Source organism: Leclercia sp. S52 (assembly GCF_039727615.1).
GTDB lineage: Bacteria > Pseudomonadota > Gammaproteobacteria > Enterobacterales > Enterobacteriaceae > Enterobacter > Enterobacter adecarboxylatus_B.
The window spans coordinates 394829-418922 of sequence record NZ_CP152474.1 but is presented as its reverse complement, the minus strand read 5'-3'; the positions used below and the strand labels follow the sequence as shown (position 1 = coordinate 418922).

The window sequence follows — 24094 nt, the reverse complement described above, 5'->3', positions numbered from 1 at the left end:
CGGCTTAATTGTACACATTCAGTCTGCGATATCACCAACAACCTGTAATACATCATGTAACGCCTGTTGTGGCTTTTCACTGTCTAACCAGTGAACACCATCCCAACCGCGCAACCAGGTTATCTGGCGCTTCGCCAACTGTCTCGTGGCGCAAATACCTCGATAAACCATTTCATCATGTGAAATCTCACCTTCAATGTATGACCACATCTGGCGATAACCCACACAACGAATGGAAGGCATATCCGTATGCAAATCTCCACGGGCAAATAGCGCCCGCACTTCTGCTTCAAAATCTGAAGCTAACATCTGATGAAAACGCTGCTCAATTCGCTGATGGAGCAGTTCACGGCTCGCCGGGGCGATGGCGAACTGATGCACCTGATACGGCAGAGCCTCTCCTGACGTTTGCGTCAGTTCCGTTAAAGTTTTACCCGAAATGAAAAAAACTTCCAGTGCCCGGGAAAGCCTTTGCGGATCATTTGGATGAATACGTGCTGCGGCAACAGGATCGATTTCAGCCAGTTGCTCGTGCAGCGCACCCCATCCCTGCTCTGCCGCCTGTTGCTCAATTTTTGCTCTTACCGCCGGGTCCGCCGATGGCAACGGCGATAACCCTTCCAGTAAGGCCTTGAAATAGAGCATTGTTCCACCCACTAACAGGGGAATACGCCCTGCTGCAGTGATCTCTGCCATCTCTGCCAGCGCATCGCGACGAAAATCTGCCGCTGAGTAAGCCTGTGCCGGGTCGAGAATATCCAGTAATCGGTGCGGTGCCGCGCGTAATTCATCCGCGTTAGGCTTTGCCGTACCAATATCCATCCCCTGATAAATAAGGGCGGAATCAACGCTAATCAACTCTACTGGCAAAACTTTACGTAACTCAATGGCTAACGCGGTTTTACCGGAGGCCGTTGGCCCCATCAAAAATATCGCCTTAGGCAGGCTGGTATTACTCAAGTCACTCATTTTTCAGGGCGTTCATCGCCGAATGTAGATCTACAGGTTGCAACAAACCACCCGGCGGTGCTTTCACAAGCTGCGGACAGAGGCGTTCGACCTCCGCCAGCACCGTGATCGCCTGCGCCATACTCCACGCCGAATGTTCGCTGGCCAGCTGGCGGGCGATCCACTGCGCGGTGTTGGCGGCATCAAACGTCGTTTGTTGCGCCAGGTAGCCTATCAGTTCAGGAATCAAGTTTTGTAAATTTTGTTGGCGTAAGGGTAAAGGCACCGCCCGAAGCGTGACATGGTGCGCTTCGGTCACTACTTCGATGCCCATTTCAGCCAGCGCCTTTTGATAGCGCTGGATAACCTGCGTCTCCTGCGGCGAGATTTTTATCCGCACCGGGATCAACAGCGGCTGGGCGCAGGCCTGATGCGGACCGGGCGCAAGCTGCGCCTGTTTCAACCAGCGTTCGGCCACTGGTAGGGATAGCAGCGCCAGCTGGCCATCACGCTCCAGCAGGGCCGCATCCGGCGCTACGATGGTCAGCACCCGGCCAAAACTCTGGCTATGTCCCACCAATCCAGAGGTCGCAGGCGCAACCTCTTCTGTTTTCTGTACCGGGGCCTGGGCTGGGGTATCCAGCAGCGTGCGATAGACCGCGCCCGCCTGTTTTTGATAGCCCGGCTGGGCATGGGGATAGCTGGCACCCGATGCACGAGAAGTTGTGCCGCCGGAGGCAAAGCGCGGCGCCGCCGGTTCACGGGCGACTGCCGGTTCAGCAAACTGGTTTCTGCCCGCCGCAACGCGGTTTTCCGGGATCGGACGCGGCGCAGGCTCCACGTCGCTCAGCGGCAGGGTTGGCTCGGCCTGCTGCTGCAATACGCTCAGCACGCCCTGGTAGATGAAATCATGCACCAGCCGCGACTGATGAAAACGCACTTCATGCTTCGCCGGATGGACATTCACATCCACCTGATGCGGGTCGATCTCCAGATACAACACAAAAGCGGGCTGCTCCCCGGCACCGAGTTTATCCTCGCACGCCTGTCGGATGGCATGGTTGATCAGGCGGTCACGCATCATGCGCCCGTTGACGTAGCAATACTGGATCTCCGCAAACGCTGCACTGCTTGCTTTGGGGTCCGCCACCCAGCCGCGCAGGATCAGATCGCCGTGCTGCCACTCAATGGCCAGCGCCTGTTCCAGAAACGGCGTACCGCAGATGGCACCCAGCCGGCGCTCTTTCTGTCCACCCTGCGCCACGGCGCGATACTGGCGCATCATCTTGCCGTTATGGCTCAGGTTGATGGTGACATCGAAACGCGCCAGCGCGATGCGGCGAATAATCTCGTCGATATGGCCGAATTCGGTTTTCTCGGTGCGCATAAATTTGCGCCGCGCAGGGGTGTTGTAGAAGAGATCCAGCACTTCCAGCGTGGTGCCCACCGGATGCGCGGCAGGTTTCACCGTCACGTCCATATCCCGGCCTTCGGCATAAGCCTGCCAGGCTTCCGGCTGTTCTGCGGTGCGGGAGGTGAGCGTTAAGCGGGAGACGGAGCTGATGCTGGCCAGCGCTTCGCCGCGAAAACCGAGGCTGATAATGGCTTCGAGATCGTCGAGGGAGGCGATTTTGCTGGTCGCGTGACGGGCCAGCGCCAGCGCCAGCTCCTCTTTTTTGATGCCGCAGCCGTTATCGCGGATCCGAATGAGCTTCGCACCGCCGCGTTCAATATCAATGTCGATGCGGGTCGCGCCCGCATCGAGACTGTTTTCCACCAGCTCTTTCACTACCGACGCAGGGCGTTCTACCACCTCACCGGCGGCGATTTGGTTCGCAAGCTGCGGCGGCAGAACCTGAATCGGCATGAAATCTCCTTAGTTGGTCGAGGTCGACTCGCCCGGTAAAACGGCGCTGGCGGTCTGCCCCGCGCCACCCTGCGGTGCAGACTGGAGCGGATGCGTATCAAAATAGTTACGCAGGCCTTTGTAAATTGCTTCGGCAATCTGCTGCTGGTAGCTGTCGCTGCCCAGCAGACGCTCTTCGCCGTTATTACTGATAAAGCCCGTTTCCACCAGGATGGACGGGATATCCGGCGAGCGCAGAACGCCCAGGCTGGCATGTTCCGGGCGGCGCTTGTGCAGGGAACCGACACTTTGCAGCTGATTCAGGACATTAGTCGCCACATCATACCCGACGCGCTGAGAATGGCCGAACTGTAAATCCAGTACCGCCTGGCTCAGGTAGGGATCCGACTGGCTGTTTGCCAGCACATCACCTGCCCCGCCTAACAGCTCGGATTGTTTTTCATGTTCCTCAAGCCAGTTTGCCATTTCGCTGTTAGCACGACGGTTGGAAAGCACCCATACGGATGCCCCCGTCGCGTTGCGGTTGGGAGCCGCATCGGCATGCACAGAGACGAGGAAATTAGCGTTCTGCTGACGCGCCACGTCAGAACGGCCCATGACCGAGATAAAATAATCGCCGTCGCGGGTCAGGACGCCTTTAAACATCGGGTCGTCATTCAGCAACGTCCGCAGCTTACGGGCAATGGCGATGGTCACGTTCTTCTCACGCGTCCCGCCCGGCCCGATAGCGCCCGGATCATCGCCACCGTGTCCGGCATCAATCGCAATAATGACTTTATCGCCGTTGACCTGGCGCGCCTGTGCCGCCGGACGGGTCACCGTGTTGCTGCTGGTGACGCTGGTAATACGATCGCTGCCGGATTTAAACGGATTGCGGGCCGGCTCTGAAGGGCGCTGTGCCACAACAGGCGCTTCCACCCGCTTCACCACCACCGGCGGTGGCGGAGGCGGCGGCGGTGCATCAGCGTTGATGGTAAAGATCACCATATAGTTCGCGCCGTTCTGCTGCTTCACCGCCCGGGTCTTGCCGTTCTGTGTTAAATCGACCACCAGGCGCAGGGACTGATCGTCTTTCGGCGTGCCGGAACGAATGCTGTGCACCAGGTTGTTGCCGCTGAACTGGAGCGGCAGTCCTTTAATGACACCGGTCTGTTTAATATCCAGCGCGACGCTGCGTTTATCGTCCTGCGAAAACGCATACTCAGGATCGCCCATAAAGCTGAAGGTGATCCTGGCCTGATTGTCGCCGTTGGATACCTGAATATCGGACAAGGTTGCCGCCCCGGCCTGCGCACAAAACAGCACCGTTGCAGCCATCAACCAACTCTTAACGCGATTAATCATCCCGTTATCTCTTCTTTTAACCGGCTAACCGGGCCAGTATGGCGTTACCTGATTCGGAGACAGCAGTGACGCGGGCTTCACGCCCTTGCGCCTGATACTCCAGGTGAATTTCAACATCCGGATCAGGCAAGACGCCTGTTCCCTGCTGCGGCCACTCTACGAGGCAGATGGCATCGTTGGCGAAATAGTCACGGATCCCCATAAATTCCAGCTCTTCAGGATCGGCAAGGCGATAGAGATCGAAGTGGTACACCATCAGGTTGTCGAGGGTGTAGGGCTCAACCAGGGTATAGGTCGGGCTTTTCACGTTTCCCTGATGTCCCAGCGCCTGTAAGAAGCCCCGGCTAAAGGTGGTCTTACCCGCGCCAAGGTCGCCATACAGATAAATGACGGTTGCGCCCTCGCAGGCCTGCGCCACGCGCTGGCCAAGATCTAAAGTTGCCTGTTCGTCGGGTAAAGGGATCACTCGATTAATCATTTTCTACGTCAATTATTTCCGGGTTAACAACACGCCGCAGCGTGTCAAAAAGATCGGTTGCCAGCATGCCGCGCGTGCCGTACTGGTCAGCCAGCCCGTCGGCGGCTGCACCATGGGCGACGCAGCCTGCGCAGGCGGCATCATAAAGCGCCAGTTTCTGTCCGAGCAACGCCCCGATAATACCGGAAAGCACATCGCCCATGCCGCCGCTCGCCATGCCAGCATTACCTGCATCAATGATGCCTGCCAGCCCGCTTTCACTGGCGACGACGGTGCCAGCGCCTTTCAGCACCACCACACCACCGTAACGTTTTACCAGACGCTGGGCAGAATGTAAGCGATCGCTTTCAATTTCTGCAACGCTGCAGTTAAGCAGGCGCGCGGCCTCGCCAGGGTGCGGCGTCAGGATGCGATTGTGACGTTTATCCGGGTTGATTGCCAGAAGGTTCAGCGCGTCAGCGTCCCACAGCATGGCATGGCGAAAATTCTCCACCTTCCGTAGCGCCTCTTTCCCCCACGGCTCCTGACCCAGGCCGGGACCAATCACCACCACCTCGGCCCACTGCAGGCTCTCGTCCAGCGCCTCGGCCGTCAGTTCGTGCACCATCAGCTCAGGCCGGGCGGTCACGATCGGGGCAATATTTTCGCGGCGGGTCAGGACGCGCACCAGCCCGGCACCCGTCCGCAGCGCCGCTTCGCCGGTCATGCGGATAGCGCCCGCGGTGCCGTGGTCGCCGCCGATAATCACCAGCCGGCCGTGATCGCCCTTATGGGAGGTGGGCCGACGCGGAGGGAGCCAGTGAGCCAGTTGCGCGGCATCAAAGCGGCTGATTGTCGTCTCCTGCCCGGCGAGCCAGCCCTCCAGGCCGAGGGCGTTATGGTGCAACACGCCAACCACATCCCGCGCTTTCCCGGTCAGCAGGCCGGGTTTAAGAGCGATAAAGGTCACCGTATGGTCAGCGTGGATGACTTCGCCGGGCGTGGTGCCCGTCTGTGCGTTCAGCCCGGAGGGGATATCCAGCGCAACGACGGGAGCCGGATGCTGGTTGGCGTGCGTGATTAATCTGGCAATCTGATTGCGTGGTGCGCTGCGTAAACCGGTGCCCAGCAGGCCGTCAATAATCAGATCGACGCCTTCGGGCCAGACTGTATTTGCGGCATGGATAACCCCCGCCGCCTCCAGCCAGGTTTCCCGCGCTTTTGTCGCCTCTTCGGGAAGCGGTTTTTCGCTCTCCAGCGCCAGCAACGTCACGGTTATACCGGCGGCAAGCGCCAGTCGGGCAACCACATAGCCATCGCCGCCGTTGTTGCCATGGCCGCACAGGATCAGCCAGTGTCTGGCCTGCGGATACGCTGTGCGGGCAACGGCAAAAGCCGCCTCGCCCGCGCGCTGCATCAGCTCATAAAGCGTCATGCCAATGCTGTCTGCCGCCTCTTTTTCGAGGCGACGTAGCGCCTCCGCTGGCCAGACAGAGTGTGGTATACTTGCGGGGTTTTTCTTCACAGTATGGTCCGTCATGTCACAGCCCCTCGATCTCAATCAGTTAGCGCAAAACATTAAACAGTGGGGCGCTGAGCTTGGTTTTCAACACGTGGGTATCACCGATACCGATCTCTCTGCCAGCGAGCCTAAGCTCCAGGCATGGCTGGATAATCAATACCACGGCGAGATGGAGTGGATGGCGCGTCACGGCATGATGCGCGCCCGTCCGCATGAACTGTTGCCAGGGACCCTGCGCGTGATCAGCGTACGTATGAACTACCTTCCCGCCCGGGCCGCCTTTGCCAGTACGCTGAAAGACCCCACGCTGGGATACGTCAGCCGTTATGCCCTGGGGCGTGATTACCACAAACTGTTGCGTAACCGGCTCAAAAAGCTCGGGGAAATGATCCAGCAGCAGTGCGCCACGCTGAATTTTAGACCCTTTGTCGATTCCGCGCCTGTACTTGAGCGCCCGCTGGCTGAAAAAGCGGGGCTTGGCTGGACAGGTAAGCACTCACTTATCCTCAGCCGTGACGCCGGCTCCTTCTTCTTCCTCGGTGAACTGCTGATTGATCTTCCCCTGCCGGTGGATAAGCCGGTCGAGGACGGCTGCGGGCGCTGTGTGGCCTGCATGACTATCTGCCCTACCGGGGCCATCGTTGAGCCTTACACCGTCGATGCCCGACGCTGCATCTCCTACCTGACCATAGAACTTGAAGGGGCGATCCCGGAAGAGTTTCGGCCGTTAATCGGCAATCGCATTTATGGCTGCGATGATTGTCAGCTGATCTGCCCGTGGAACCGTTATTCGCAGTTAACGGAGGAGGACGACTTCAGCCCGCGTAAGGCCCTGCACGCGCCGCCGCTCATCGAGCTGTTTGCCTGGAGCGAAGCCTGGTTTCTGAAGGTAACGGAGGGATCGGCGATTCGCCGCATCGGGCATCTGCGCTGGCTGCGAAATGTCGCGGTCGCGCTGGGAAATGCCCCCTGGGACGAAGCCAATATTCAGGCCCTGGAAAGTCGCCGAGGTGAGCACCCACTTCTTGATGAACACATAGAGTGGGCGGTTGCGCAGCAAATCGCCAAGCGAAATGCCTGCGTCGTCGAGGTGCAATTACCGCAGAAAATCAGGCTGGTACGGGTGGTGGAAAAAGGGCTGCCGCGGGATGCATGATGTTTCCACAGGCTGTGAATAAAATTTAAAAGCCAGAGTTAGTCCGGGCCCGGCTACAGGTCAAGTGATCGGCTTAACATTTTGAAATGAAATTTTCTTTATTATTTTCAACAAATTATAAAGTTACTATTCATCAGGCGAAGTATTTGGCTATTCGCTGAAAAAAGACAAAGCTGTGGATAAGTCTGTTAAGAAGAGTTTGTCAGAAATGAAACAAATCATCCCCGGCGGGGCTTTCCGCGGTGGATATCTGGAGGAGGAGAAAAAATTTGGAGCGGGAAACGAGACTCGAACTCGCGACCCCGACCTTGGCAAGGTCGTGCTCTACCAACTGAGCTATTCCCGCTTAATCTTCGTCTTTCAAGCCGCTTTGTTGCAACCTGAAATCCTGCGATTTTGGTGGTGCGTATCTTGCGATACCTTTCAAATTTTGGAGCGGGAAACGAGACTCGAACTCGCGACCCCGACCTTGGCAAGGTCGTGCTCTACCAACTGAGCTATTCCCGCTTGGGTGGTCTTACTGCGCAGCGAAAGATTTGGAGCGGGAAACGAGACTCGAACTCGCGACCCCGACCTTGGCAAGGTCGTGCTCTACCAACTGAGCTATTCCCGCAAAATCTGTGCTGTCGTAACGATGAATTCTCTGTCGTTACGGGAGGCGCATTATACGAGAAATCCTTTCTGCTGCAACCCCCCCCAAAAGCGTTTTTTTATAAATTTAGTTCAAGTGCTGCAATATTCGTCACATTGCGCATTTTTAAATCGTTTTAACAGTTTAGACCCGGCAAGTGCTGCCCCGCCGGGCCTGCCGCTTATAATTTAATAAAATGTTCGCGGTAGTAAGCCAGTTCCGCCACCGACTCGCGGATATCGTCCATGGCCTGATGAGTGCCCTGCTTCTTAAAGCCATCCAGTATTTCCGGTTTCCAGCGACGGGCCAGCTCTTTCAGGGTGCTGACATCAAGGTAACGGTAGTGGAAATACGCTTCCAGCTCCGGCATGTACTTAAACAGGAAGCGGCGATCCTGGCCGATGCTGTTGCCGCAGATCGGTGACTTGCCCTGCGGCACCCACTGCCTGAGGAACTCAATCGTGGCCAGTTCGGCTTCACGATCGCCAAGCTGACTGGCTTTAACGCGATCCACCAGCCCGCTGCCGGTGTGGGTGCGCACGTTCCAGTCGTCCATCAGCGCCAGCTGCGCATCGGACTGGTGCACGGCAATCGTTGGCCCTTCCGCCAGCACATTCAGGTGCGCGTCGGTCACCAGCGTGGCGATCTCAATAATGCGATCGCGCTCGGGATCCAGTCCGGTCATCTCCAGATCGATCCAAATCAGATTGTTTTCATCTGCACTCATGTTATTTTCCACCCTTCTCGCATAACCGGCCGTGGCAGGTTAACTAGTATTAATTAGTGTGTATCATAGAGGTTTTGCCCAATATGGGCGACCAGGAGCCAGCACGATTGAGTAAAAATAAACTCTCCAAAGGGCAGCAGCGCCGCGTGAAAGCCAATCACCAGCGCCGTCTTAAAACCACTTCGGAGAAGGTCGATTACGACGACAACCTGTTTGGCGAGCCCGCGGAAGGCATCGTGATTAGCCGCTTCGGTATGCATGCCGACGTGGAATCAGGCGATGGCGACGTTCACCGCTGTAATATCCGCCGCACAATCCGCTCGCTGGTGACCGGCGATCGCGTGGTATGGCGTCCGGGTAAAGCCGCAGCAGAAGGTGTGACGGTGAAAGGTATCGTAGAAGCCGTGCATGAGCGCACGTCGGTTCTGACGCGCCCCGACTTCTACGACGGCGTAAAACCTATTGCCGCCAATATCGATCAGATCGTGATTGTCTCAGCGATCCTGCCCGAACTGTCGCTGAACATTATTGACCGCTATCTCGTCGCCTGCGAAACCCTGCAGGTTGAACCGCTGATTGTCCTGAACAAGATTGACCTGCTCGACGGCGAAGGCATGGACTTTGTTAATGAGCAGATGGATATCTATCGCAAGATTGGCTATCGCGTACTGATGGTCTCGAGCCGGACGCAGAATGGCCTGAAGCCGCTCGAAGAGGCATTGACCGATCGCATCAGTATTTTTGCCGGTCAGTCCGGGGTGGGTAAATCCAGCCTGCTGAACAACCTGCTCGGTCTGCCGCAGGAGATCCTGACCAACGACGTCTCTGATAACTCCGGTCTCGGTCAGCACACCACCACCGCTTCGCGCCTGTATCACTTCCCGCACGGCGGCGATGTGATCGACTCCCCGGGGGTGCGTGAATTTGGCCTGTGGCATCTCGAACCCGACCAAATCTTTAACGGCTTTGTCGAATTCCTCGACTATTTAGGCGCGTGTAAATACCGCGACTGTAAGCACGATAACGACCCTGGCTGCGCCATTCGTGCCGCGGTCGAAAACGGTGAAATTGCGGAAACCCGTTTTGCGAACTATCACCATATTCTTGAAAGCATGGCGCAGGTAAAAACGCGTAAAAGCTTTTCTGAATCTGATGACTGACAACTAAGCTAAGCGTCGCTAAAATCGTCCCCCTTTTTTCAGGTTCCGGCTGTCTGACAGCCGGATCAGGAACGACAAAAACAATGGCCTGGAGGCTACCTTGTTAAACTCATTTAAACTTTCGCTTCAATACATTCTGCCAAAACTGTGGCTCACTCGCCTGGCGGGCTGGGGCGCGAGCAAACGAGCGGGCTGGCTGACCAAGCTGGTGATCGATCTGTTCGTGAAATACTACAAGGTCGATATGCAGGAAGCGCAGAAGCCGGATACCGCCAGCTACCGCACCTTCAACGATTTCTTTGTCCGTTCACTGCGCGATGAAGTGCGTCCGCTGAATACCGACCCGAACGTGCTGGTGATGCCTGCTGACGGCGTGATTAGCCAGCTTGGCGCGATCGAAAACGACAAGATCCTGCAGGCCAAAGGCCACAACTACAGCCTGGAAGCCCTGCTGGCCGGTAACTACCTGATGGCGGATCTGTTCCGCAATGGTTCTTTTGCCACCACCTACCTGTCGCCGCGCGACTATCACCGCGTACATATGCCGTGCAACGGCATTCTGCGGGAGATGATCTACGTGCCGGGCGATCTGTTCTCGGTAAATCACCTGACCGCGCAAAACGTACCGAACCTTTTCGCCCGTAACGAGCGCGTTATCTGCCTGTTCGACACCGAGTTTGGCCCGATGGCGCAGATTCTGGTGGGTGCCACCATTGTCGGCAGCATTGAGACCGTCTGGGCCGGCACCATTACGCCGCCGCGCGAAGGCGTAATCAAACGCTGGACCTGGCCTGCGGGTGAAAGCGAAGGCTCAGTGGCGCTGCTGAAGGGTCAGGAGATGGGCCGCTTCAAGCTCGGATCGACTGTCATCAACCTGTTTGCCCCGGGTAAAGTGCAGCTGGTTGAGCAGCTCGAAAGCCTGTCCGTGACCAAACTCGGCCAGCCGCTGGCGGTGTCGACAGAGCCCTTCGTGACAACGGACGCAGAGCCTGCCCCGCTGACTGCAGAAGAGATCACTGCCGAGCTCGACGCCAGCCCACTGGTTGATGACAAAAAAGACGAAAGCTAAGCAAAGGTAAACTGACGTGCGCCTGATTATCACTTTGCTGATGGCCTGGTGCCTCAGTACGGGGGCGTACGCAGCGACGGCCCCCGACAGCAAACAAATCTCACAGGAACTGGAGCAGGCGAAGGCGGCAAAGCCCGCCCAGCCGGAAACCGTTGAGGCGCTCGAGGCTGCGCTTAACGCGCTTGAGGAGCGTAAAGGCTCCCTCGAGCGTGCCACGCAGTATCAGCAGGTCATCGATAACTTCCCCAAACTGTCACAAACCCTGCGCGCGCAGCTGAGCGATCTGCGTGAAGAGCCGCGCCAGGTGCCTGCGGGCATGACCTCTGACACCCTCAATCAGGAGATCCTGCAGGTCAGCAGCCAGTTGCTGGAAAAAACCCGCCAGGCGCAGCAGGAGCAGGAGCGCGCCCGCGATATCGCTGACTCCCTCAACCAGCTGCCTCAGCAGCAAACCGATGCCCGCCGTCAGCTCAATGAGGTTGAACGCCGGGCCGGTTCGCAAACCGGCAATACCGCCCTCAGCCAGGCACAAAATCTGGGTATACAGGCAGAATCGGCCAGATTAAAAGCCCTGGTGGATGAGCTGGAGCTGGCCCAGCTCTCGGCCAACAATCGCCAGGAGCTGGCGCGGATGCGCTCTGAGCTGGCGAAAAAACAGGGCGAGCAGCTCGATGCTTATCTTCAGGCGCTGCGCAATCAGCTCAACAGCCAGCGCCAGCGTGAAGCCGAGCGGGCGCTGGAGAGCACAGAACTGCTGGCAGAGAACAGCGAGAACCTGCCTACCGGGATCGTCGAGCAGTTTAAGGTCAACCGTGAGCTTTCTGCTGCCCTCAACCAGCAGGCCCAGCGTATGGATCTGGTGGCCTCCCAGCAACGTCAGGCCACCAATCAAACCCTACAGGTGCGTCAGGCACTGAATACGCTGCGCGAGCAGTCGCAGTGGCTGGGTTCGTCGAACCTGCTGGGTGAAGCCCTGCGTGCCCAGGTTGCCCGCCTGCCAGAAATGCCGAAACCGCAGCAGCTTGATACCGAAATGGCGCAGCTGCGTGTGCAGCGTCTGCGCTTTGAAGATCTGCTCAATAAGCAGCCCCAGCTGCGCCAGATCCACCAGCCGGACGGCAAGCCGCTGACCGCCGAGCAGAACCGGATCCTCGAAGCCCAGTTAAGAACGCAACGCGAGCTGCTGAACTCCCTGCTCCAGGGTGGCGATACGCTGCTGCTCGAGCTGACCAAACTCAAGGTCTCCAACAGCCAGTTGGAAGATGCGTTAAAAGAGGTTAACGAGGCCACGCACCGCTACCTGTTCTGGACCTCGGACGTGCGGCCGATCTCCTTCTCCTGGCCGATTGATATTGTTCAGGATCTGCGGCGTCTGATTTCGCTGGATACTTTCAGCCAGCTCGGCAAAGCCAGCGTGATGATGCTCACCAGCAAGGAGACGATTTTCCCGCTGCTGGGGGCGCTGATTCTGGTCGGGTTCAGTATTTACTCCCGCCGTCACTTCACCCGCTTCCTCGACCGCTCCAGCGCGCGCGTCGGTAAGGTGACACAGGACCATTTCTGGCTCACGCTGCGCACGGTCTTCTGGTCGATTCTGGTCGCCTCCCCGCTGCCGGTGCTGTGGATGACCCTCGGCTATGGCCTGCGCGAGGCCTGGCCTTATCCGCTGGCGGTGGCCATCGGCGCCGGGGTGACGGCCACCGTGCCGCTGCTGTGGGTGGTGATGATCTGCGCCACCTTCGCCCGTCCGAATGGCCTGTTTGTCGCCCACTTTGGCTGGCCGCGCAATCGCGTGGCGCGGGCAATGCGCTACTACCTGATGAGCATCGGGCTTATCGTGCCGCTGATCATGGCCCTGATCATGTTTGATAACCTGAACGATCGGGAGTTTTCCGGCTCGCTCGGTCGTCTGTGCTTTATCCTGATTTGCGGTGCGCTGGCGGTGGTGACGCTGAGCCTGAAAAAAGCCGGGATCCCGCTCTATCTCGACAAAGAGGGCAGCGGCGACAACATGGTCAACCATATGCTGTGGAACTTGCTGCTTAGCGCCCCGCTGGCGGCGATTCTGGCGGCAGCCGTTGGCTATCTGGCCACCGCCCAGGCGCTGCTGGCGCGTCTTGAAACCTCGGTGGCGATCTGGTTCCTGCTGCTGGTGGTCTACCACGTTATCCGCCGCTGGATGCTAATTCAGCGGCGTCGTCTGGCCTTCGACCGGGCGAAAAACCGCCGGGCCGAAATCCTCGCTCAGCGCGCGCGCGGTGAAGAAGAGCCCGCCCACATGCTCAGCACCGAAGGGGTGGTGGACGTCGATGAAACGGAGCTGGATCTGGATGCCATCAGTACCCAGTCCCTGCGCCTGGTCCGTTCCATTCTGATGCTGATCGCCCTGCTGTCCGTGATTGTGCTGTGGTCGGAAATTCATTCGGCGTTTGGCTTCCTGGAAAACATCACCCTCTGGGATGTGACCTCGACGGTGCAGGGGGGTGGAGAGCCTGGAGCCGATCACGCTCGGGGCGGTGCTGATCGCCATTCTGGTGTTCATCATCACCACCCAGCTGATCCGTAACTTCCCGGCGCTGCTGGAGCTTGCCCTGTTGCAGCATCTGGATTTAACCCCTGGCACCGGATATGCCATCACCACCATCACCAAATACCTGCTGATGCTGTTTGGCGGGCTGGTCGGCTTCTCGATGATCGGCATTGAGTGGTCGAAACTGCAGTGGCTGGTGGCAGCACTCGGGGTCGGGCTCGGGTTTGGTTTACAGGAGATCTTTGCCAACTTTATCTCTGGCCTGATCATCCTGTTTGAAAAGCCGATCCGTATTGGTGATACCGTGACGATCCGCGATCTGACCGGCAGCATTACGAAGATCAACACCCGTGCCACCACCATCAGCGACTGGGATCGTAAAGAGATCATCGTCCCCAACAAGGCGTTTATCACTGAGCAGTTTATTAACTGGTCGCTGTCGGACTCCGTGACGCGTGTGGTGCTGACCGTACCGGCCCCGTCGGATGCCAACAGCGAAGAGGTGACGCAGATCCTCTATACGGCGGCCGAGCGCTGCTCGCTGGTGATCAGCACACCAGAGCCGGAAGTGTTCCTGGTGGATTTACAGCAGGGGATCCAGATTTTCGAGCTGCGTATTTACGCGGCCGAGATGGGTCATCGTATGCCGCTGCGCCATGAGATCCACCAGCTGATTCTGGCGGGCTTCCGTGAACACGGTATCGACCTGCCGTTCCCACCGTTCCAGATGCGTCTGGAAAGTCTGGACGGGCGTAAGACGGGAAGAACCTTAACGTCGGCGGCGAAGAAGCGCCCGGCGGGGAGTTTGTAAGTCTGCGTGCCCGGCGGCGCTTCGCTTGCACAGGCCTACGATTTAGTAGGCCGGGTAAGCGCAGCGCCACCCGGCAAACGCTTAAGCGCGATCTACGGTAAACGCAATCACATCACCCAGCTGTTCGGCGCCCAGCGCCAGCATCACCAGACGATCGACACCCAGCGCCACGCCGGAGCAGTCCGGCAAACCGGCTTTTAACGCGCCCAGCAGATTGTGGTCGATAGGCTGCTGCGGCAGGCCGCGTGCGGCACGCTTGCGGTTGTCCTGATCGAAACGCTGCTGCTGTTCGCGGGCGTCGGTCAGTTCGTGGAAACCATTCGCCAGCTCAATACCTTTAAAGTAAACCTCGAAACGCTCCGCCACGCGGTGATCTTCGGTGCTGATCTGCGCCAGTGACGCCTGGCTTGCCGGGAAGTGATAGACAAAGGTCGGGCGATCTTTGCCAATCTGCGGCTCAACGCCAAAGGTAAAGAGCAGCTGCAGCAGCGTGTCGCGATCTTCTTCTGTATCGGCAACGTTGCTGAGATCCAGTTTTGCCGCCGCTTCGCGCAGCTGGGTTTTGTCCGCCGAGAGCGGATCAATCTCCAGATGGCGCTGGAAAGCCTGCTGATAAGAGAGAGTTTCGGCTTCCGGGCACTCCAGCACCTGCTGCAGCAGATCGTCCACCTCATTCATCAGGCGATACATATCATAGTGCGGGCGGTACCACTCCAGCATGGTGAATTCCGGGTTGTGATGACGCCCCATCTCTTCATTGCGGAAACTGCGGCACAGCTGATACACCGGCCCACATCCCGCCGCCAACAGGCGCTTCATGTGGTATTCCGGGCTGGTCATCAGGTAGAGATTCATTCCCTGGGAGTGACCAGGGCCAACAAAACGGGTTTCAAACGGCACCAGATGAATATCCGTTACCGTCGCCTGGCTCATGCAGGGCGTTTCCACCTCCAGCACACCGCGGTCGGCAAAGAAGCGGCGAATCTCCGCCATAATTGCTGCGCGTTTTAACAGATTGGGGATGGATGCGCTCGGCTGCCAGGTGGCCGTTTCGCTCATGAGAATTTCTCCGATTTCAGACAAGGGGACGAAGTCTACTCGTAACCCATGGCAGAGACAAATTTTGCACAGTCAATTTTGGGGTTTTTATAACTTCCAATAATTTCGTGACGTGATTCATCAATTGGAATGATAAATCGAAGGAAAGAACCGCAAAAAAATCGAACACGTCAAATTTCCCTTCCTTTCCTACGGCTATACTGCGTTACCCATAAAGGAGCAGTGGAATCGCTTTCGCATTTGCCCTCCCGGGCCGTGCACTACCTTAAGGTAGGTGAGATGCGAAATATCAAAAATCTGGAGGAATGTCGTGCATACCTTTCAAGCCGATCTTGCCATTATTGGCGCTGGCGGAGCGGGATTACGCGCAGCAATTGCTGCAGCCCAGGCTAACCCAACCGCTAAAATTGCCCTGATTTCAAAAGTCTATCCAATGCGCAGCCACACGGTCGCCGCAGAGGGGGGGGTCCGCCGCAGTCGCGCAGGATCATGACAGCTTTGAATATCACTTTCACGACACCGTAGCCGGTGGCGACTGGCTTTGCGAACAGGATGTCGTTGATTATTTCGTACATCATTGCCCGACGGAGATGACCCAACTGGAGCAGTGGGGCTGTCCGTGGAGCCGCCGTGATGACGGCAGCGTCAACGTGCGTCGCTTCGGCGGCATGAAAATTGAGCGTACCTGGTTTGCCGCCGATAAGACCGGCTTCCATATGCTTCACACCCTGTTCCAGACCTCACTGCAGTTCCCCCAGATCCAACGCTTCGACGAACATTTCGTCCTCGACATTCTGGTTGACGACGGCCAGGCCCGCGGCCTGGTGGCGATGAACATGATGGAAGGCACGCTGGTTCAGATCCGCGCCAATGCCGTGGTGATGGCGACCGGTGGTGCCGGCCGCGTTTACCGCTACAACACCAACGGCGGCATCGTGACCGGCGACGGGATGGGCATGGCGCTGCAACACGGCGTTCCGCTGCGCGATATGGAATTTGTACAGTATCACCCGACCGGCCTGCCGGGCTCCGGGATCCTGATGACCGAAGGTTGCCGCGGTGAAGGCGGAATTCTGGTCAATAAAGATGGCTATCGCTATCTGCAGGATTACGGCATGGGCCCGGAAACGCCGCTGGGTGAGCCGAAGAACAAATATATGGAGCTTGGCCCGCGCGATAAAGTCTCTCAGGCCTTCTGGCATGAGTGGCGCAAAGGCAACACCATCCCTACGCCACGCGGCGATGTGGTCTATCTCGACCTGCGCCACCTGGGTGAGAAAAAACTGCTGGAACGTCTGCCGTTCATCTGTGAACTGTCGAAAGCCTATGTCGGCGTCGACCCGGTTAAAGATCCAATTCCGGTACGTCCAACCGCGCACTACACCATGGGCGGTATCGAAACCGATCAGCAGTGCGAAACCCGTATTAAAGGCCTGTTTGCGGTGGGCGAATGCTCCTCCGTCGGCCTGCATGGCGCTAACCGCCTGGGATCTAACTCGCTGGCCGAGCTGGTGGTGTTTGGCCGCCTGGCGGGCGAGCAGGCCATGGCGCGCGCCGCGACTGCCGGTGCCGCTAACGGTGCCGCGCTTGATGCGCAGGTTGCCGATATCGAGCAGCGCCTGAAGAATCTGGTCAATCAGGAAGGCAGTGAGAGCTGGGCGAAGATCCGCGATGAGATGGGGCTTTCCATGGAAGAAGGCTGCGGTATTTACCGTACGCCGGAGCTGATGCAGAAAACCATCGACAAGCTGGCTGAGCTGCAGGAGCGCTTCAAGCGCGTGCGTGTGACGGACACCTCCAGCGTCTTCAATACCGATCTGCTCTACACCATTGAGCTGGGCCACGGTCTGAACGTTGCCGAATGTATGGCGCACTCCGCCATGGCGCGTAAAGAGTCGCGCGGCGCACATCAGCGTCTGGACGAAGGCTGTACGGAGCGTGACGACGTTAACTTCCTCAAGCACACCCTCGCTTATCGCGACGCAGACGGCACTACCCGTCTGGACTACAGCGACGTGAAGATCACCACGCTGGCACCAGCGAAACGCGTTTACGGTGCAGAAGCGGAAGCAGCCGAGAAGAAGGAGACGACAAATGGCTGAGATGCAAACTCTGAAAGTAGAAGTGGTGCGCTACAACCCGGAAGTGGACAGCGCGCCGCACAGCACGTTCTATGAAGTCCCTTACGATGAGCAGACCTCTCTGCTGGACGCGCTGGGCTACATCAAAGACAACCTGGCGCCGGACCTGAGCTACCGCTGGTCCTGCCGGATGGCGATTTGCGGCTCCTGCGGGATGATGGTCAACAAGGTGCCTAAGCTGGCCTGCAAGACCTTCCTGCGTGAATATCCGAAAGGGATGAAGGTCGAAGCTCTGGCTAACTTCCCGATTGAGCGCGATCTGGTGGTCGACATGACCCACTTTATCGAAAGCCTGGAAGCCATTAAGCCGTACATCATTGGCAATCCGCGCACACCAGATCAGGGGCCGAACAAGCAGACCCCGGCGCAGATGGCCAAGTATCACCAGTTCTCCGGCTGTATCAACTGTGGCCTGTGCTATGCCGCCTGCCCGCAGTTTGGCCTGAATCCGGAGTTTATCGGCCCGGCCGCTATTACCCTGGCGCACCGCTATAACGAAGACAGCCGCGATCATGGTAAGAAAGAACGTATGGCGCAGCTGAACGGCCAGAACGGCGTCTGGACCTGTACCTTTGTCGGCTACTGCTCGGAAGTCTGTCCGAAGCACGTCGACCCTGCCGCCGCGATCCAACAGGGCAAAGTAGAAAGCTCGAAAGACTTTCTTATCGCCACCCTGAAACCACGCTAAGGAGTGCATGATGACGACTAAACGCAAAGCCTATGTACGGCCAATGCCGTCCACCTGGTGGAAAAATCTGCCGTTTTATCGCTTCTATATGCTGCGTGAAAGCACGGCAGTGCCGGCGGTGTGGTTCAGCATCGAACTGATGTACGGCCTGTTTGCCCTTAAGCACGGTCCGGAAACCTGGGCCGGCTTCGTTGGGTTCCTGCAGAATCCGATTGTGGTGATCCTGAATATCATCGTGCTGGCGGCAGCGCTGTTGCATACCAAAACCTGGTTTGAACTGGCGCCGAAAGCGGCAAATATTATCGTCAAAAACGAAAAACTGGGGCCAGAGCCAATCATTAAAGGGCTCTGGGCGGTAACTGCGGTCGTGACCGTGGTAATTCTTGGCGTAGCCCTGTTCTGGTAAGGAGACCACTGTGATTAATCCAACTCCAAAACGTTCTGACGAGCCCGTCTTCTGGGGACTCTTTGGGGCAGGTGGCATGTGGTGCGCCATTATCGCGCCGGTCATTATTCTGCTGGTGGGCATTATGCTGCCGCTGGGGCTCTACCCTGGCGATGCGCTGAGCTATGAGCGGGTACTGGCCTTTGCCCACAGCTTTATTGGTCGGGTATTCATCTTCCTGATGATTGTTCTGCCGCTGTGGTGTGGTCTGCACCGTATCCATCACGCCATGCACGACCTGAAGATCCACGTCCCTAACGGGAAATGGGTGTTCTACGGACTGGCGGCCATTCTGAGCGTGGTCACCCTGGTTGCCGTGGTCTTTATGTGATCTCTCCCCCCGCTCTCCCGCCTGCCGGTGGGAGAGCAAAATTCCTGACAGGTTCTACACTTAACAAAAATCCTGTAAGGAAACGCCTATGCGCATCCTGCCCGTCATCGCCGCCGTTGCCGCTGCATTTCTGGTTGTTGCCTGTAGTGCTCCCACCCCGCCCCCTGGCGTGACCGTCGTCCGCCCCTTCAACGCCCGGCAATTCATGGGCACCTGGTATGAAATTGCCCGTTTTGACCACCGCTTTGAAAGCGCCCTGCAAAAGGTGACGGCCCACTACAGCCTGATGAGCGACGGCGGGATCCAGGTTATCAACCGGGGCTATAACCCTGAACGCGACATGTGGCAAAAAGTGACGGGGAAAGCCTACTTTACCGGCGCGTCTGACACCGCAGCGTTGAAAGTCTCTTTCATCGGTCCTTTTTATGGCGGCTATAACGTGATTGCGCTGGATAAGGATTACCAGCATGCGCTGGTGTGCGGGCCCAATCGTGACTACCTGTGGATCCTCTCCCGCACACCAACGATTTCAGATGAGATGAAACAGAGATTACTGGATTCTGCCATCCGGCAGGGCTTTGATGTCAGCCAGTTGGTCTGGATTGAACAGCCCCATTAGTGGGTGCTAAGTTTAAGTCCAATAATACCGGCGACAATTAATGCGAGGCTGGCAATACGCGCCAGGCTCGCAGACTCACCCAGCAGTAAAATGCCGGTAATGGCTGCCCCTACCGCACCAATCCCCGTCCACACCGCATACGCCGTCCCCACGGGCAGCGAACGCATGGCCCATGAGAGCAGCACAATGCTCACGATCATGGCAGAAACGGTAATAATGCTCGGCGTGAGACGCGTAAACCCGTGAGTATATTTCAGGCCAATGGCCCACACTACTTCGAGTAAACCGGCAATAACAAGAATAAACCAGGACATACAGGCTCCTTAACTTAAACAACAGTCTGGGGCCGTCCCCGATGAAAGAAGTGCTTATGGGTCGTCCCATAAGACAGATGAATTGCTTATTGTGAAGAGCATGAATTCATTTTTCAACCTGTTTGTTTCAGCCCCCAGTTAAGCGATTGAAAGCAAGAAATAGACGTAATTCGCAGCGAAATTCCATCATTTATCACTCATCCGACTTCTTTATTATTGAGGCACTTTCTGAATGCAGGAAGCGACTACACTTTGCCGATTGTGAAAACCTAATGTTCAAAATTCTTTTGATTGACCGGTGTCATTACACCCGCATGGGCCTGGAAATGTGGATCAATCATTCAGGGCTGTTCCCCTCCCCGGTACTGGTGACGGGCCTAAACAATCTCTTTCTGGCCAGGGAACATATTCTGCAGTGGAAACCCACGCTGGTGATTGCAGATTTGCAGGGATTTACGTCAGACATCCAGCAGCTCTCTATTCTGATGAGCGCCAGTGAAACCGTGCCTTTTGTTTTGCTACATGCAGAAGAGCAACCTGAAGTATCGGCATTTATGAATACATTTCCTCTGTGGGCATCGTTAGCCAAAACGACATCGCTTGAGCTACTGGCGCAAACAATTAATGCCGCGTTAGCTTCAAAGGGAATCAACGAGCCTGCACCTGCCGCTACGCCATTGCTGACACGCCAGGAAGAGAAAGTGTTAACGCTGTGGATGGAGGGTGCAAGCAACCAGAAAATTGCCAGCAAATTGAGCATTCATGGGAAAACGGTCTACACCTACAAACGCAATATTCGGATGAAATTGCACATGGATACGCGATACTCGCCTTTCCTGTCGCTGCCCTGAGCAGAAAACTGAGGGTACGGAGACATATTCAGCCCCGTACCGCCCAAGATTACTGCTGTGCTTTAGTTGCCGCACCAGAGATCGCGCTGCCGCCAGTAGAGATATCTTCGCCGACGCCGCGAGTGGTATTACAGGCAGTTAGTACTGACGAAAGCACCAAAACAGAAAAGATCGCTACAAATGTTTTCTTAAGCATAATGTCTTCCTTTTTTAGCCAAAGTTATTGTGTACAGCTACATAAGCATAGCCAGGATCCTGGCGAGTGACGGAAAAGGAAGAATTTTTAGGAAAAGTAGAAATATCAGGAGGCGGCGTGCGAAATAGCATGACCCAGGCTTCTGATGTCTTCCCCGACGCCACGGGCGGTATTGCATCCGGAAAGCAGTGAGCTGGCAAGAATCATCAGTAGAAGAATTTTGATTGTGCGCGGCATCGTCCATGAACCTTCTTTAGATTGATAAGGCGCAGCACAACACTGCGCCTCTCATCCCGAAGTGAATTACTTCACGCGAGAAACGTATTCACCAGAGCGGGTATCCACTTTGATGACTTCGCCGGTCTGAACGAACAGCGGAACTTTAACCACTGCACCGGTAGACAGCTTGGCTGGCTTACCGCCAGTACCTGCGGTGTCACCTTTCAGACCTGGATCGGTTTCTACGATTTCCAGTTCAACGAAGTTTGGCGGGGTCACAGCGATAGGCTGGCCGTTCCACAGGGTCACGATGCACTCCGCCTGATCCAGCAGCCATTTAGCGCTGTCACCAACCGCTTTCTCGTCAGCTGACAGCTGCTCGAAAGTGGAGTTGTTCATGAAGTGGTAGAATTCACCGTCGTTGTAGAGGTAGGTCAGGTTCATATCTACAACGTCTGCGCCCTCAGCGGAGTCGGTGGATTTGAAGGTTTTCTCTACACGGGTACCGGTCAGCAGGCGGCGCAGCTTAACGCGTGCGAATGCCTGACCTTTACCTGGTTTAACGAATTCGCTGGCTTCAACCGCGTACGGTTCGCCGTCCATCATGATTTTAAGACCGGCACGAAAATCGTTGCTATAGTAAGTCGCCATAAGGCCCTCTGAAATTGTTAACTGGTAGCTAAGCCACAAAATGGCGCATATTGTAACCCTAAACACCCCATCCAGAGAAGATTGGTTATTGCAACTTGCCGATGTAATCACCAGTCCTGATGAACTCCTGCGTCTTTTAAATCTGGACGCTGATGAAAAACTCCTCGCCGGACGTGATGCGAAACGCCTGTTTGCCCTGCGTGTTCCGCGTGCGTTTGCGGCACGTATGGAAAAGGGCAACCCTGACGATCCGCTCTTAAAACAGGTGCTTACCGCACAGGACGAGTTTATCGCTGCCCCCGGTTTCAGCACCGATCCCCTTGAAGAACAGAACAGTGTGGTTCCCGGTTTACTGCATAAGTACCGCAATCGCGCGTTGCTGCTGGTGAAGGGCGGCTGCGCGGTGAATTGCCGATATTGTTTCCGACGTCACTTTCCGTATGCGGAAAATCAGGGCAACAAGCGCAACTGGCAGGCGGCACTCGACTACATTGCCGATCATCCTGAGCTGGATGAGATTATTTTTTCCGGCGGCGATCCCTTGATGGCGAAAGATCACGAACTGGACTGGCTCATCACCCAGCTGGAAGCAATTCCGCATATTAAGCGGTTACGTATCCATAGCCGTTTACCCATTGTGATCCCGGCGCGTATTACTGAAGCGCTCAGCGCAAGGCTGGCGCGCTCTTCGCTGCAAATCTTGTTGGTTAACCATATCAATCATGCTAACGAGATAAATGAAGAATTCCGCGCGGCAATGGCGCTTCTGCGTCAGGCAGGCGTAACGCTGCTCAACCAGAGCGTGTTGCTGCGCGGCGTTAATGATAATGCCCGAACGCTCGCCAACCTGAGCAATGCTCTGTTTGATGCCGGCGTGATGCCTTACTACATTCATGTGCTGGACAGAGTTCAGGGTGCCGCACACTTTATGGTGAACGATGAGGAAGCCCGCGCGATCATGCGTGAACTGCTGACGCTGGTCTCCGGTTACATGGTCCCTAAACTCGCACGTGAGATTGGTGGGGAACCGAGTAAGACGCCATTGGATCTGGGATTGAAGCAGCAATAGTGTTTCATGTCTGGTTTGATTCAAACCAGACATGAGATGTAAACCAGCTATTCGATATAGCGTAAAATTAACGAAAAAATCTCAAGAGCAACACAGAAAATTATTAAAACGATGACCCATTTTGGAATTTTAAGATGTGTCTTTTCCAAATGAACCGATAAATTTTTATTAGTATTTTCATTATTAAGTAGCAACGTGCTATTAATGACTCCCGTATTTAAATGGGGCTCAGCACGATCGGAATTCATATTTACAGCAACATAAGCCGGAGACTTTTCATCTTCCACAAACTGTACACGAGCATCAGGTGAGAAAATGAATCCCACTCCACGTACGGTAGCGATAATATCTGCGTTTAATCCTACTTGCTGAAGTGATTTACGAAGCAAGGATATGTTTTGATAAAACGTATTTTGTGATACGACGATTCCCCGGGCCTGCCATACCTCTTGCATAAAGTCTTCACGCGATACAACTTGCCCCACTCTCTCAAGCAGAAGTTTTAAGCATCGAGCAGTGGGTGCATTTAAGGTGATCACCTCATCTCGATTGTTAATCGGTCTTAATTCGAAAACATTCGCATTAAAAATGACTTCTTCATTAATAATAAATAAATTACATATCATTGTTCGCTTACCTTCCTTGTACGTTCAATACTGACAATAATAGTAAGTACGCCCTGAAGTTCGTTTGGCATCCAGCCAGTAAAGAACCGCAAGTACAGCTTAACTTCATACTATTCATACTTTGAAAAAAGAATCATACCATAAGTGTTTTTCCTTGCGGTAGACCTTCTACTGTCGCGAAAAAGAGATGATGACACAAGTATTCACCTTTTATTAATACTAAAATGAGAATATTGTCAGATTAAATATTGACGGAAGGATTGATTACCATAATTCTTAAAATTCAATAGATTAGGATAGACTTCTCGCTTCTGAGCCTATTTTTCTCGCCCATATAGATATTGAATAATTTATCGCAAGATTCTCAAATCCCAGAGAAGGCGCTAACACGAATAGCACATTGAACCCTATCGAATAAATAACATTTTAATAACAATAGCGGCTTATCTGTCTTTGCGGTAGAAAATCATACGCTAAACATATAAGTGAAAAATCAAAATTCACAACACATATTAAATTCACAAACAAAATGTACACCCACATTTAAAAAACATATAAAAATGAATAGGCGTAGCAGCACAAAAAGTGAAGTTAAATTCAAAATAATTCACATGCATATTGCCAGTCGAATCTATAAATTCCTTCTCAGCTCAATGCGTCTCG

The 24094-nt window shown here is 55.5% G+C and carries 21 protein-coding genes, 3 tRNA genes and 2 pseudogenes; 11 read left to right on the top strand and 15 right to left on the bottom strand.

The window, feature by feature from the left end; genetic code table 11:
* Positions 1-18: 18 nt before the first annotated feature.
* The 5 genes from miaA to nnr are packed head-to-tail and all read right to left on the bottom strand — an operon-like array spanning position 19 to position 6156.
* A complete protein-coding gene (miaA, locus tag AAHB66_RS01940) occupies positions 19-969 on the bottom strand; it encodes a tRNA (adenosine(37)-N6)-dimethylallyltransferase MiaA (RefSeq protein WP_347115027.1) in 951 nt (316 codons plus the stop codon).
* Entirely contained in the window at positions 962-2815 is a 1854-nt protein-coding gene (gene mutL / locus AAHB66_RS01935; protein WP_347115026.1) for a DNA mismatch repair endonuclease MutL, read from the bottom strand. Before mutL ends, miaA begins: the two co-directional genes overlap by 8 nt.
* A 9-nt stretch (positions 2816-2824) precedes the next feature.
* The gene (gene amiB / locus AAHB66_RS01930) at positions 2825-4159 is read right to left on the bottom strand and encodes an N-acetylmuramoyl-L-alanine amidase AmiB (protein ID WP_347115025.1); all 1335 of its coding nucleotides are present in this window, start codon (positions 4157-4159) and stop codon (positions 2825-2827) included.
* A 16-nt stretch (positions 4160-4175) separates the two neighbouring features.
* Positions 4176-4637 (bottom strand): tRNA (adenosine(37)-N6)-threonylcarbamoyltransferase complex ATPase subunit type 1 TsaE, encoded by a 462-nt coding sequence (gene tsaE / locus AAHB66_RS01925; RefSeq protein ID WP_333854738.1) that lies wholly within the window; start codon positions 4635-4637, stop codon positions 4176-4178.
* On the bottom strand, positions 4630-6156 hold the full coding sequence (nnr, locus tag AAHB66_RS01920) for a bifunctional ADP-dependent NAD(P)H-hydrate dehydratase/NAD(P)H-hydrate epimerase (RefSeq protein ID WP_347115024.1): 1527 nt from the start codon (positions 6154-6156) through the stop codon (positions 4630-4632). Before nnr ends, tsaE begins: the two co-directional genes overlap by 8 nt.
* Here nnr and queG point away from each other — a divergent pair.
* Complete coding sequence (gene queG, locus AAHB66_RS01915) at positions 6155-7294, top strand: tRNA epoxyqueuosine(34) reductase QueG (protein ID WP_347115023.1); 1140 nt, start codon at positions 6155-6157, stop codon at positions 7292-7294. The genes nnr and queG overlap by 2 nt on opposite strands.
* Before the next feature lie 270 nt (positions 7295-7564).
* Here the strand turns inward: queG and AAHB66_RS01910 are convergent.
* The 4 genes from AAHB66_RS01910 to orn form a co-directional block, all read right to left on the bottom strand.
* Positions 7565-7640: transfer RNA gene (locus tag AAHB66_RS01910), tRNA-Gly, on the bottom strand.
* A gap of 85 nt (positions 7641-7725) precedes the next feature.
* Positions 7726-7801 (bottom strand) — tRNA-Gly (locus AAHB66_RS01905).
* 30 nt (positions 7802-7831) lie between these two features.
* Positions 7832-7907 (bottom strand) — tRNA-Gly (locus tag AAHB66_RS01900).
* Between the two features lie 199 nt (positions 7908-8106).
* The gene (orn, locus tag AAHB66_RS01895; protein WP_347115022.1) at positions 8107-8652 is read right to left on the bottom strand and encodes an oligoribonuclease; all 546 of its coding nucleotides are present in this window, start codon (positions 8650-8652) and stop codon (positions 8107-8109) included.
* 107 nt (positions 8653-8759) lie between these two features.
* On the opposite strand from orn, the gene rsgA reads away from it, so the two are divergent.
* From rsgA to mscM, 3 genes and pseudogenes are all read left to right on the top strand, one after another.
* The gene (gene rsgA / locus AAHB66_RS01890; protein WP_347115021.1) at positions 8760-9812 is read left to right on the top strand and encodes a small ribosomal subunit biogenesis GTPase RsgA; all 1053 of its coding nucleotides are present in this window, start codon (positions 8760-8762) and stop codon (positions 9810-9812) included.
* Positions 9813-9912: 100 nt separating this feature from the next.
* Positions 9913-10881 carry an archaetidylserine decarboxylase gene (asd, locus tag AAHB66_RS01885; RefSeq protein ID WP_347115019.1) on the top strand — a complete coding sequence of 323 codons (969 nt, stop codon included), beginning with the start codon at positions 9913-9915 and terminating at the stop codon, positions 10879-10881.
* A gap of 16 nt (positions 10882-10897) precedes the next feature.
* Positions 10898-14222, top strand: a pseudogene (gene mscM / locus AAHB66_RS01880) (miniconductance mechanosensitive channel MscM).
* Positions 14223-14303: 81 nt separating this feature from the next.
* On the opposite strand, the gene epmA reads toward mscM, so the two are convergent.
* Positions 14304-15281, bottom strand: a complete 978-nt coding sequence (gene epmA, locus AAHB66_RS01875) for an elongation factor P--(R)-beta-lysine ligase (RefSeq protein ID WP_347115018.1) — start codon at positions 15279-15281, stop codon at positions 14304-14306.
* A gap of 310 nt (positions 15282-15591) precedes the next feature.
* Here epmA and frdA point away from each other — a divergent pair.
* The 5 genes and pseudogenes from frdA (at position 15592) to blc (ending at position 19505) form a co-directional block, all read left to right on the top strand.
* Positions 15592-17383 (top strand): annotated as a pseudogene (gene frdA / locus AAHB66_RS01870) (fumarate reductase (quinol) flavoprotein subunit).
* Positions 17376-18110 (top strand): succinate dehydrogenase/fumarate reductase iron-sulfur subunit, encoded by a 735-nt coding sequence (locus tag AAHB66_RS01865; protein ID WP_039028428.1) that lies wholly within the window; start codon positions 17376-17378, stop codon positions 18108-18110. Before frdA ends, AAHB66_RS01865 begins: the two are co-directional and overlap by 8 nt.
* A gap of 10 nt (positions 18111-18120) precedes the next feature.
* Positions 18121-18516, top strand: a complete 396-nt coding sequence (gene frdC / locus AAHB66_RS01860; RefSeq protein ID WP_347115017.1) for a fumarate reductase subunit FrdC — start codon at positions 18121-18123, stop codon at positions 18514-18516.
* Between the two features lie 10 nt (positions 18517-18526).
* The gene (frdD, locus tag AAHB66_RS01855) at positions 18527-18886 is read left to right on the top strand and encodes a fumarate reductase subunit FrdD (RefSeq protein WP_347115016.1); all 360 of its coding nucleotides are present in this window, start codon (positions 18527-18529) and stop codon (positions 18884-18886) included.
* Between the two features lie 88 nt (positions 18887-18974).
* Positions 18975-19505: an outer membrane lipoprotein Blc gene (blc, locus tag AAHB66_RS01850; protein WP_347115015.1), complete on the top strand. Its 531-nt coding sequence runs from the start codon at positions 18975-18977 to the stop codon at positions 19503-19505.
* On the opposite strand, the gene sugE is transcribed toward blc, so the two are convergent.
* Positions 19502-19819, bottom strand: a complete 318-nt coding sequence (gene sugE / locus AAHB66_RS01845) for a quaternary ammonium compound efflux SMR transporter SugE (protein WP_347115013.1) — start codon at positions 19817-19819, stop codon at positions 19502-19504. The two genes, blc and sugE, sit on opposite strands and share 4 nt — an antisense overlap.
* 272 nt (positions 19820-20091) lie before the next feature.
* Between sugE and AAHB66_RS01840 the strand changes: the two genes are divergently transcribed.
* Positions 20092-20670 (top strand): LuxR C-terminal-related transcriptional regulator, encoded by a 579-nt coding sequence (locus AAHB66_RS01840; RefSeq protein ID WP_347115012.1) that lies wholly within the window; start codon positions 20092-20094, stop codon positions 20668-20670.
* A 49-nt stretch (positions 20671-20719) separates the two neighbouring features.
* On the opposite strand, the gene ecnB is transcribed toward AAHB66_RS01840, so the two are convergent.
* The 3 genes from ecnB to efp form a co-directional block, all read right to left on the bottom strand.
* Positions 20720-20866 (bottom strand): lipoprotein toxin entericidin B, encoded by a 147-nt coding sequence (ecnB, locus tag AAHB66_RS01835; RefSeq protein ID WP_106994025.1) that lies wholly within the window; start codon positions 20864-20866, stop codon positions 20720-20722.
* Positions 20867-20971: 105 nt separating this feature from the next.
* Positions 20972-21103 (bottom strand): entericidin A/B family lipoprotein, encoded by a 132-nt coding sequence (locus tag AAHB66_RS01830; RefSeq protein WP_347115011.1) that lies wholly within the window; start codon positions 21101-21103, stop codon positions 20972-20974.
* Between the two features lie 66 nt (positions 21104-21169).
* Complete coding sequence (efp, locus tag AAHB66_RS01825; protein ID WP_010427766.1) at positions 21170-21736, bottom strand: elongation factor P; 567 nt, start codon at positions 21734-21736, stop codon at positions 21170-21172.
* Between the two features lie 40 nt (positions 21737-21776).
* Between efp and epmB the strand changes: the two genes are divergently transcribed.
* A complete protein-coding gene (epmB, locus tag AAHB66_RS01820) occupies positions 21777-22805 on the top strand; it encodes an EF-P beta-lysylation protein EpmB (RefSeq protein WP_347115010.1) in 1029 nt (342 codons plus the stop codon).
* A 47-nt stretch (positions 22806-22852) separates the two neighbouring features.
* On the opposite strand, the gene AAHB66_RS01815 is transcribed toward epmB, so the two are convergent.
* Positions 22853-23431: a winged helix-turn-helix domain-containing protein gene (locus AAHB66_RS01815; RefSeq protein WP_347115008.1), complete on the bottom strand. Its 579-nt coding sequence runs from the start codon at positions 23429-23431 to the stop codon at positions 22853-22855.
* Positions 23432-24094: the final 663 nt, after the last annotated feature.

Coding starts and splice junctions, on each gene's coding strand:
- sugE (WP_347115013.1), bottom strand. CDS start 19,819: ATGTCCTGGTTTATTCTTGTTATTGCCGGTTTACTCGAAGTAGTGTGG.
- amiB (WP_347115025.1), bottom strand. CDS start 4,159: ATGATTAATCGCGTTAAGAGTTGGTTGATGGCTGCAACGGTGCTGTTT.
- blc (WP_347115015.1), top strand. CDS start 18,975: ATGCGCATCCTGCCCGTCATCGCCGCCGTTGCCGCTGCATTTCTGGTT.
- epmA (WP_347115018.1), bottom strand. CDS start 15,281: ATGAGCGAAACGGCCACCTGGCAGCCGAGCGCATCCATCCCCAATCTG.
- AAHB66_RS01815 (WP_347115008.1), bottom strand. CDS start 23,431: ATGATATGTAATTTATTTATTATTAATGAAGAAGTCATTTTTAATGCG.
- tsaE (WP_333854738.1), bottom strand. CDS start 4,637: ATGATTAATCGAGTGATCCCTTTACCCGACGAACAGGCAACTTTAGAT.
- nnr (WP_347115024.1), bottom strand. CDS start 6,156: ATGACGGACCATACTGTGAAGAAAAACCCCGCAAGTATACCACACTCT.
- orn (WP_347115022.1), bottom strand. CDS start 8,652: ATGAGTGCAGATGAAAACAATCTGATTTGGATCGATCTGGAGATGACC.
- AAHB66_RS01840 (WP_347115012.1), top strand. CDS start 20,092: ATGTTCAAAATTCTTTTGATTGACCGGTGTCATTACACCCGCATGGGC.
- queG (WP_347115023.1), top strand. CDS start 6,155: ATGTCACAGCCCCTCGATCTCAATCAGTTAGCGCAAAACATTAAACAG.
- ecnB (WP_106994025.1), bottom strand. CDS start 20,866: ATGCTTAAGAAAACATTTGTAGCGATCTTTTCTGTTTTGGTGCTTTCG.
- efp (WP_010427766.1), bottom strand. CDS start 21,736: ATGGCGACTTACTATAGCAACGATTTTCGTGCCGGTCTTAAAATCATG.
- frdC (WP_347115017.1), top strand. CDS start 18,121: ATGACGACTAAACGCAAAGCCTATGTACGGCCAATGCCGTCCACCTGG.
- miaA (WP_347115027.1), bottom strand. CDS start 969: ATGAGTGACTTGAGTAATACCAGCCTGCCTAAGGCGATATTTTTGATG.
- AAHB66_RS01865 (WP_039028428.1), top strand. CDS start 17,376: ATGGCTGAGATGCAAACTCTGAAAGTAGAAGTGGTGCGCTACAACCCG.
- epmB (WP_347115010.1), top strand. CDS start 21,777: ATGGCGCATATTGTAACCCTAAACACCCCATCCAGAGAAGATTGGTTA.
- AAHB66_RS01830 (WP_347115011.1), bottom strand. CDS start 21,103: ATGCCGCGCACAATCAAAATTCTTCTACTGATGATTCTTGCCAGCTCA.
- mutL (WP_347115026.1), bottom strand. CDS start 2,815: ATGCCGATTCAGGTTCTGCCGCCGCAGCTTGCGAACCAAATCGCCGCC.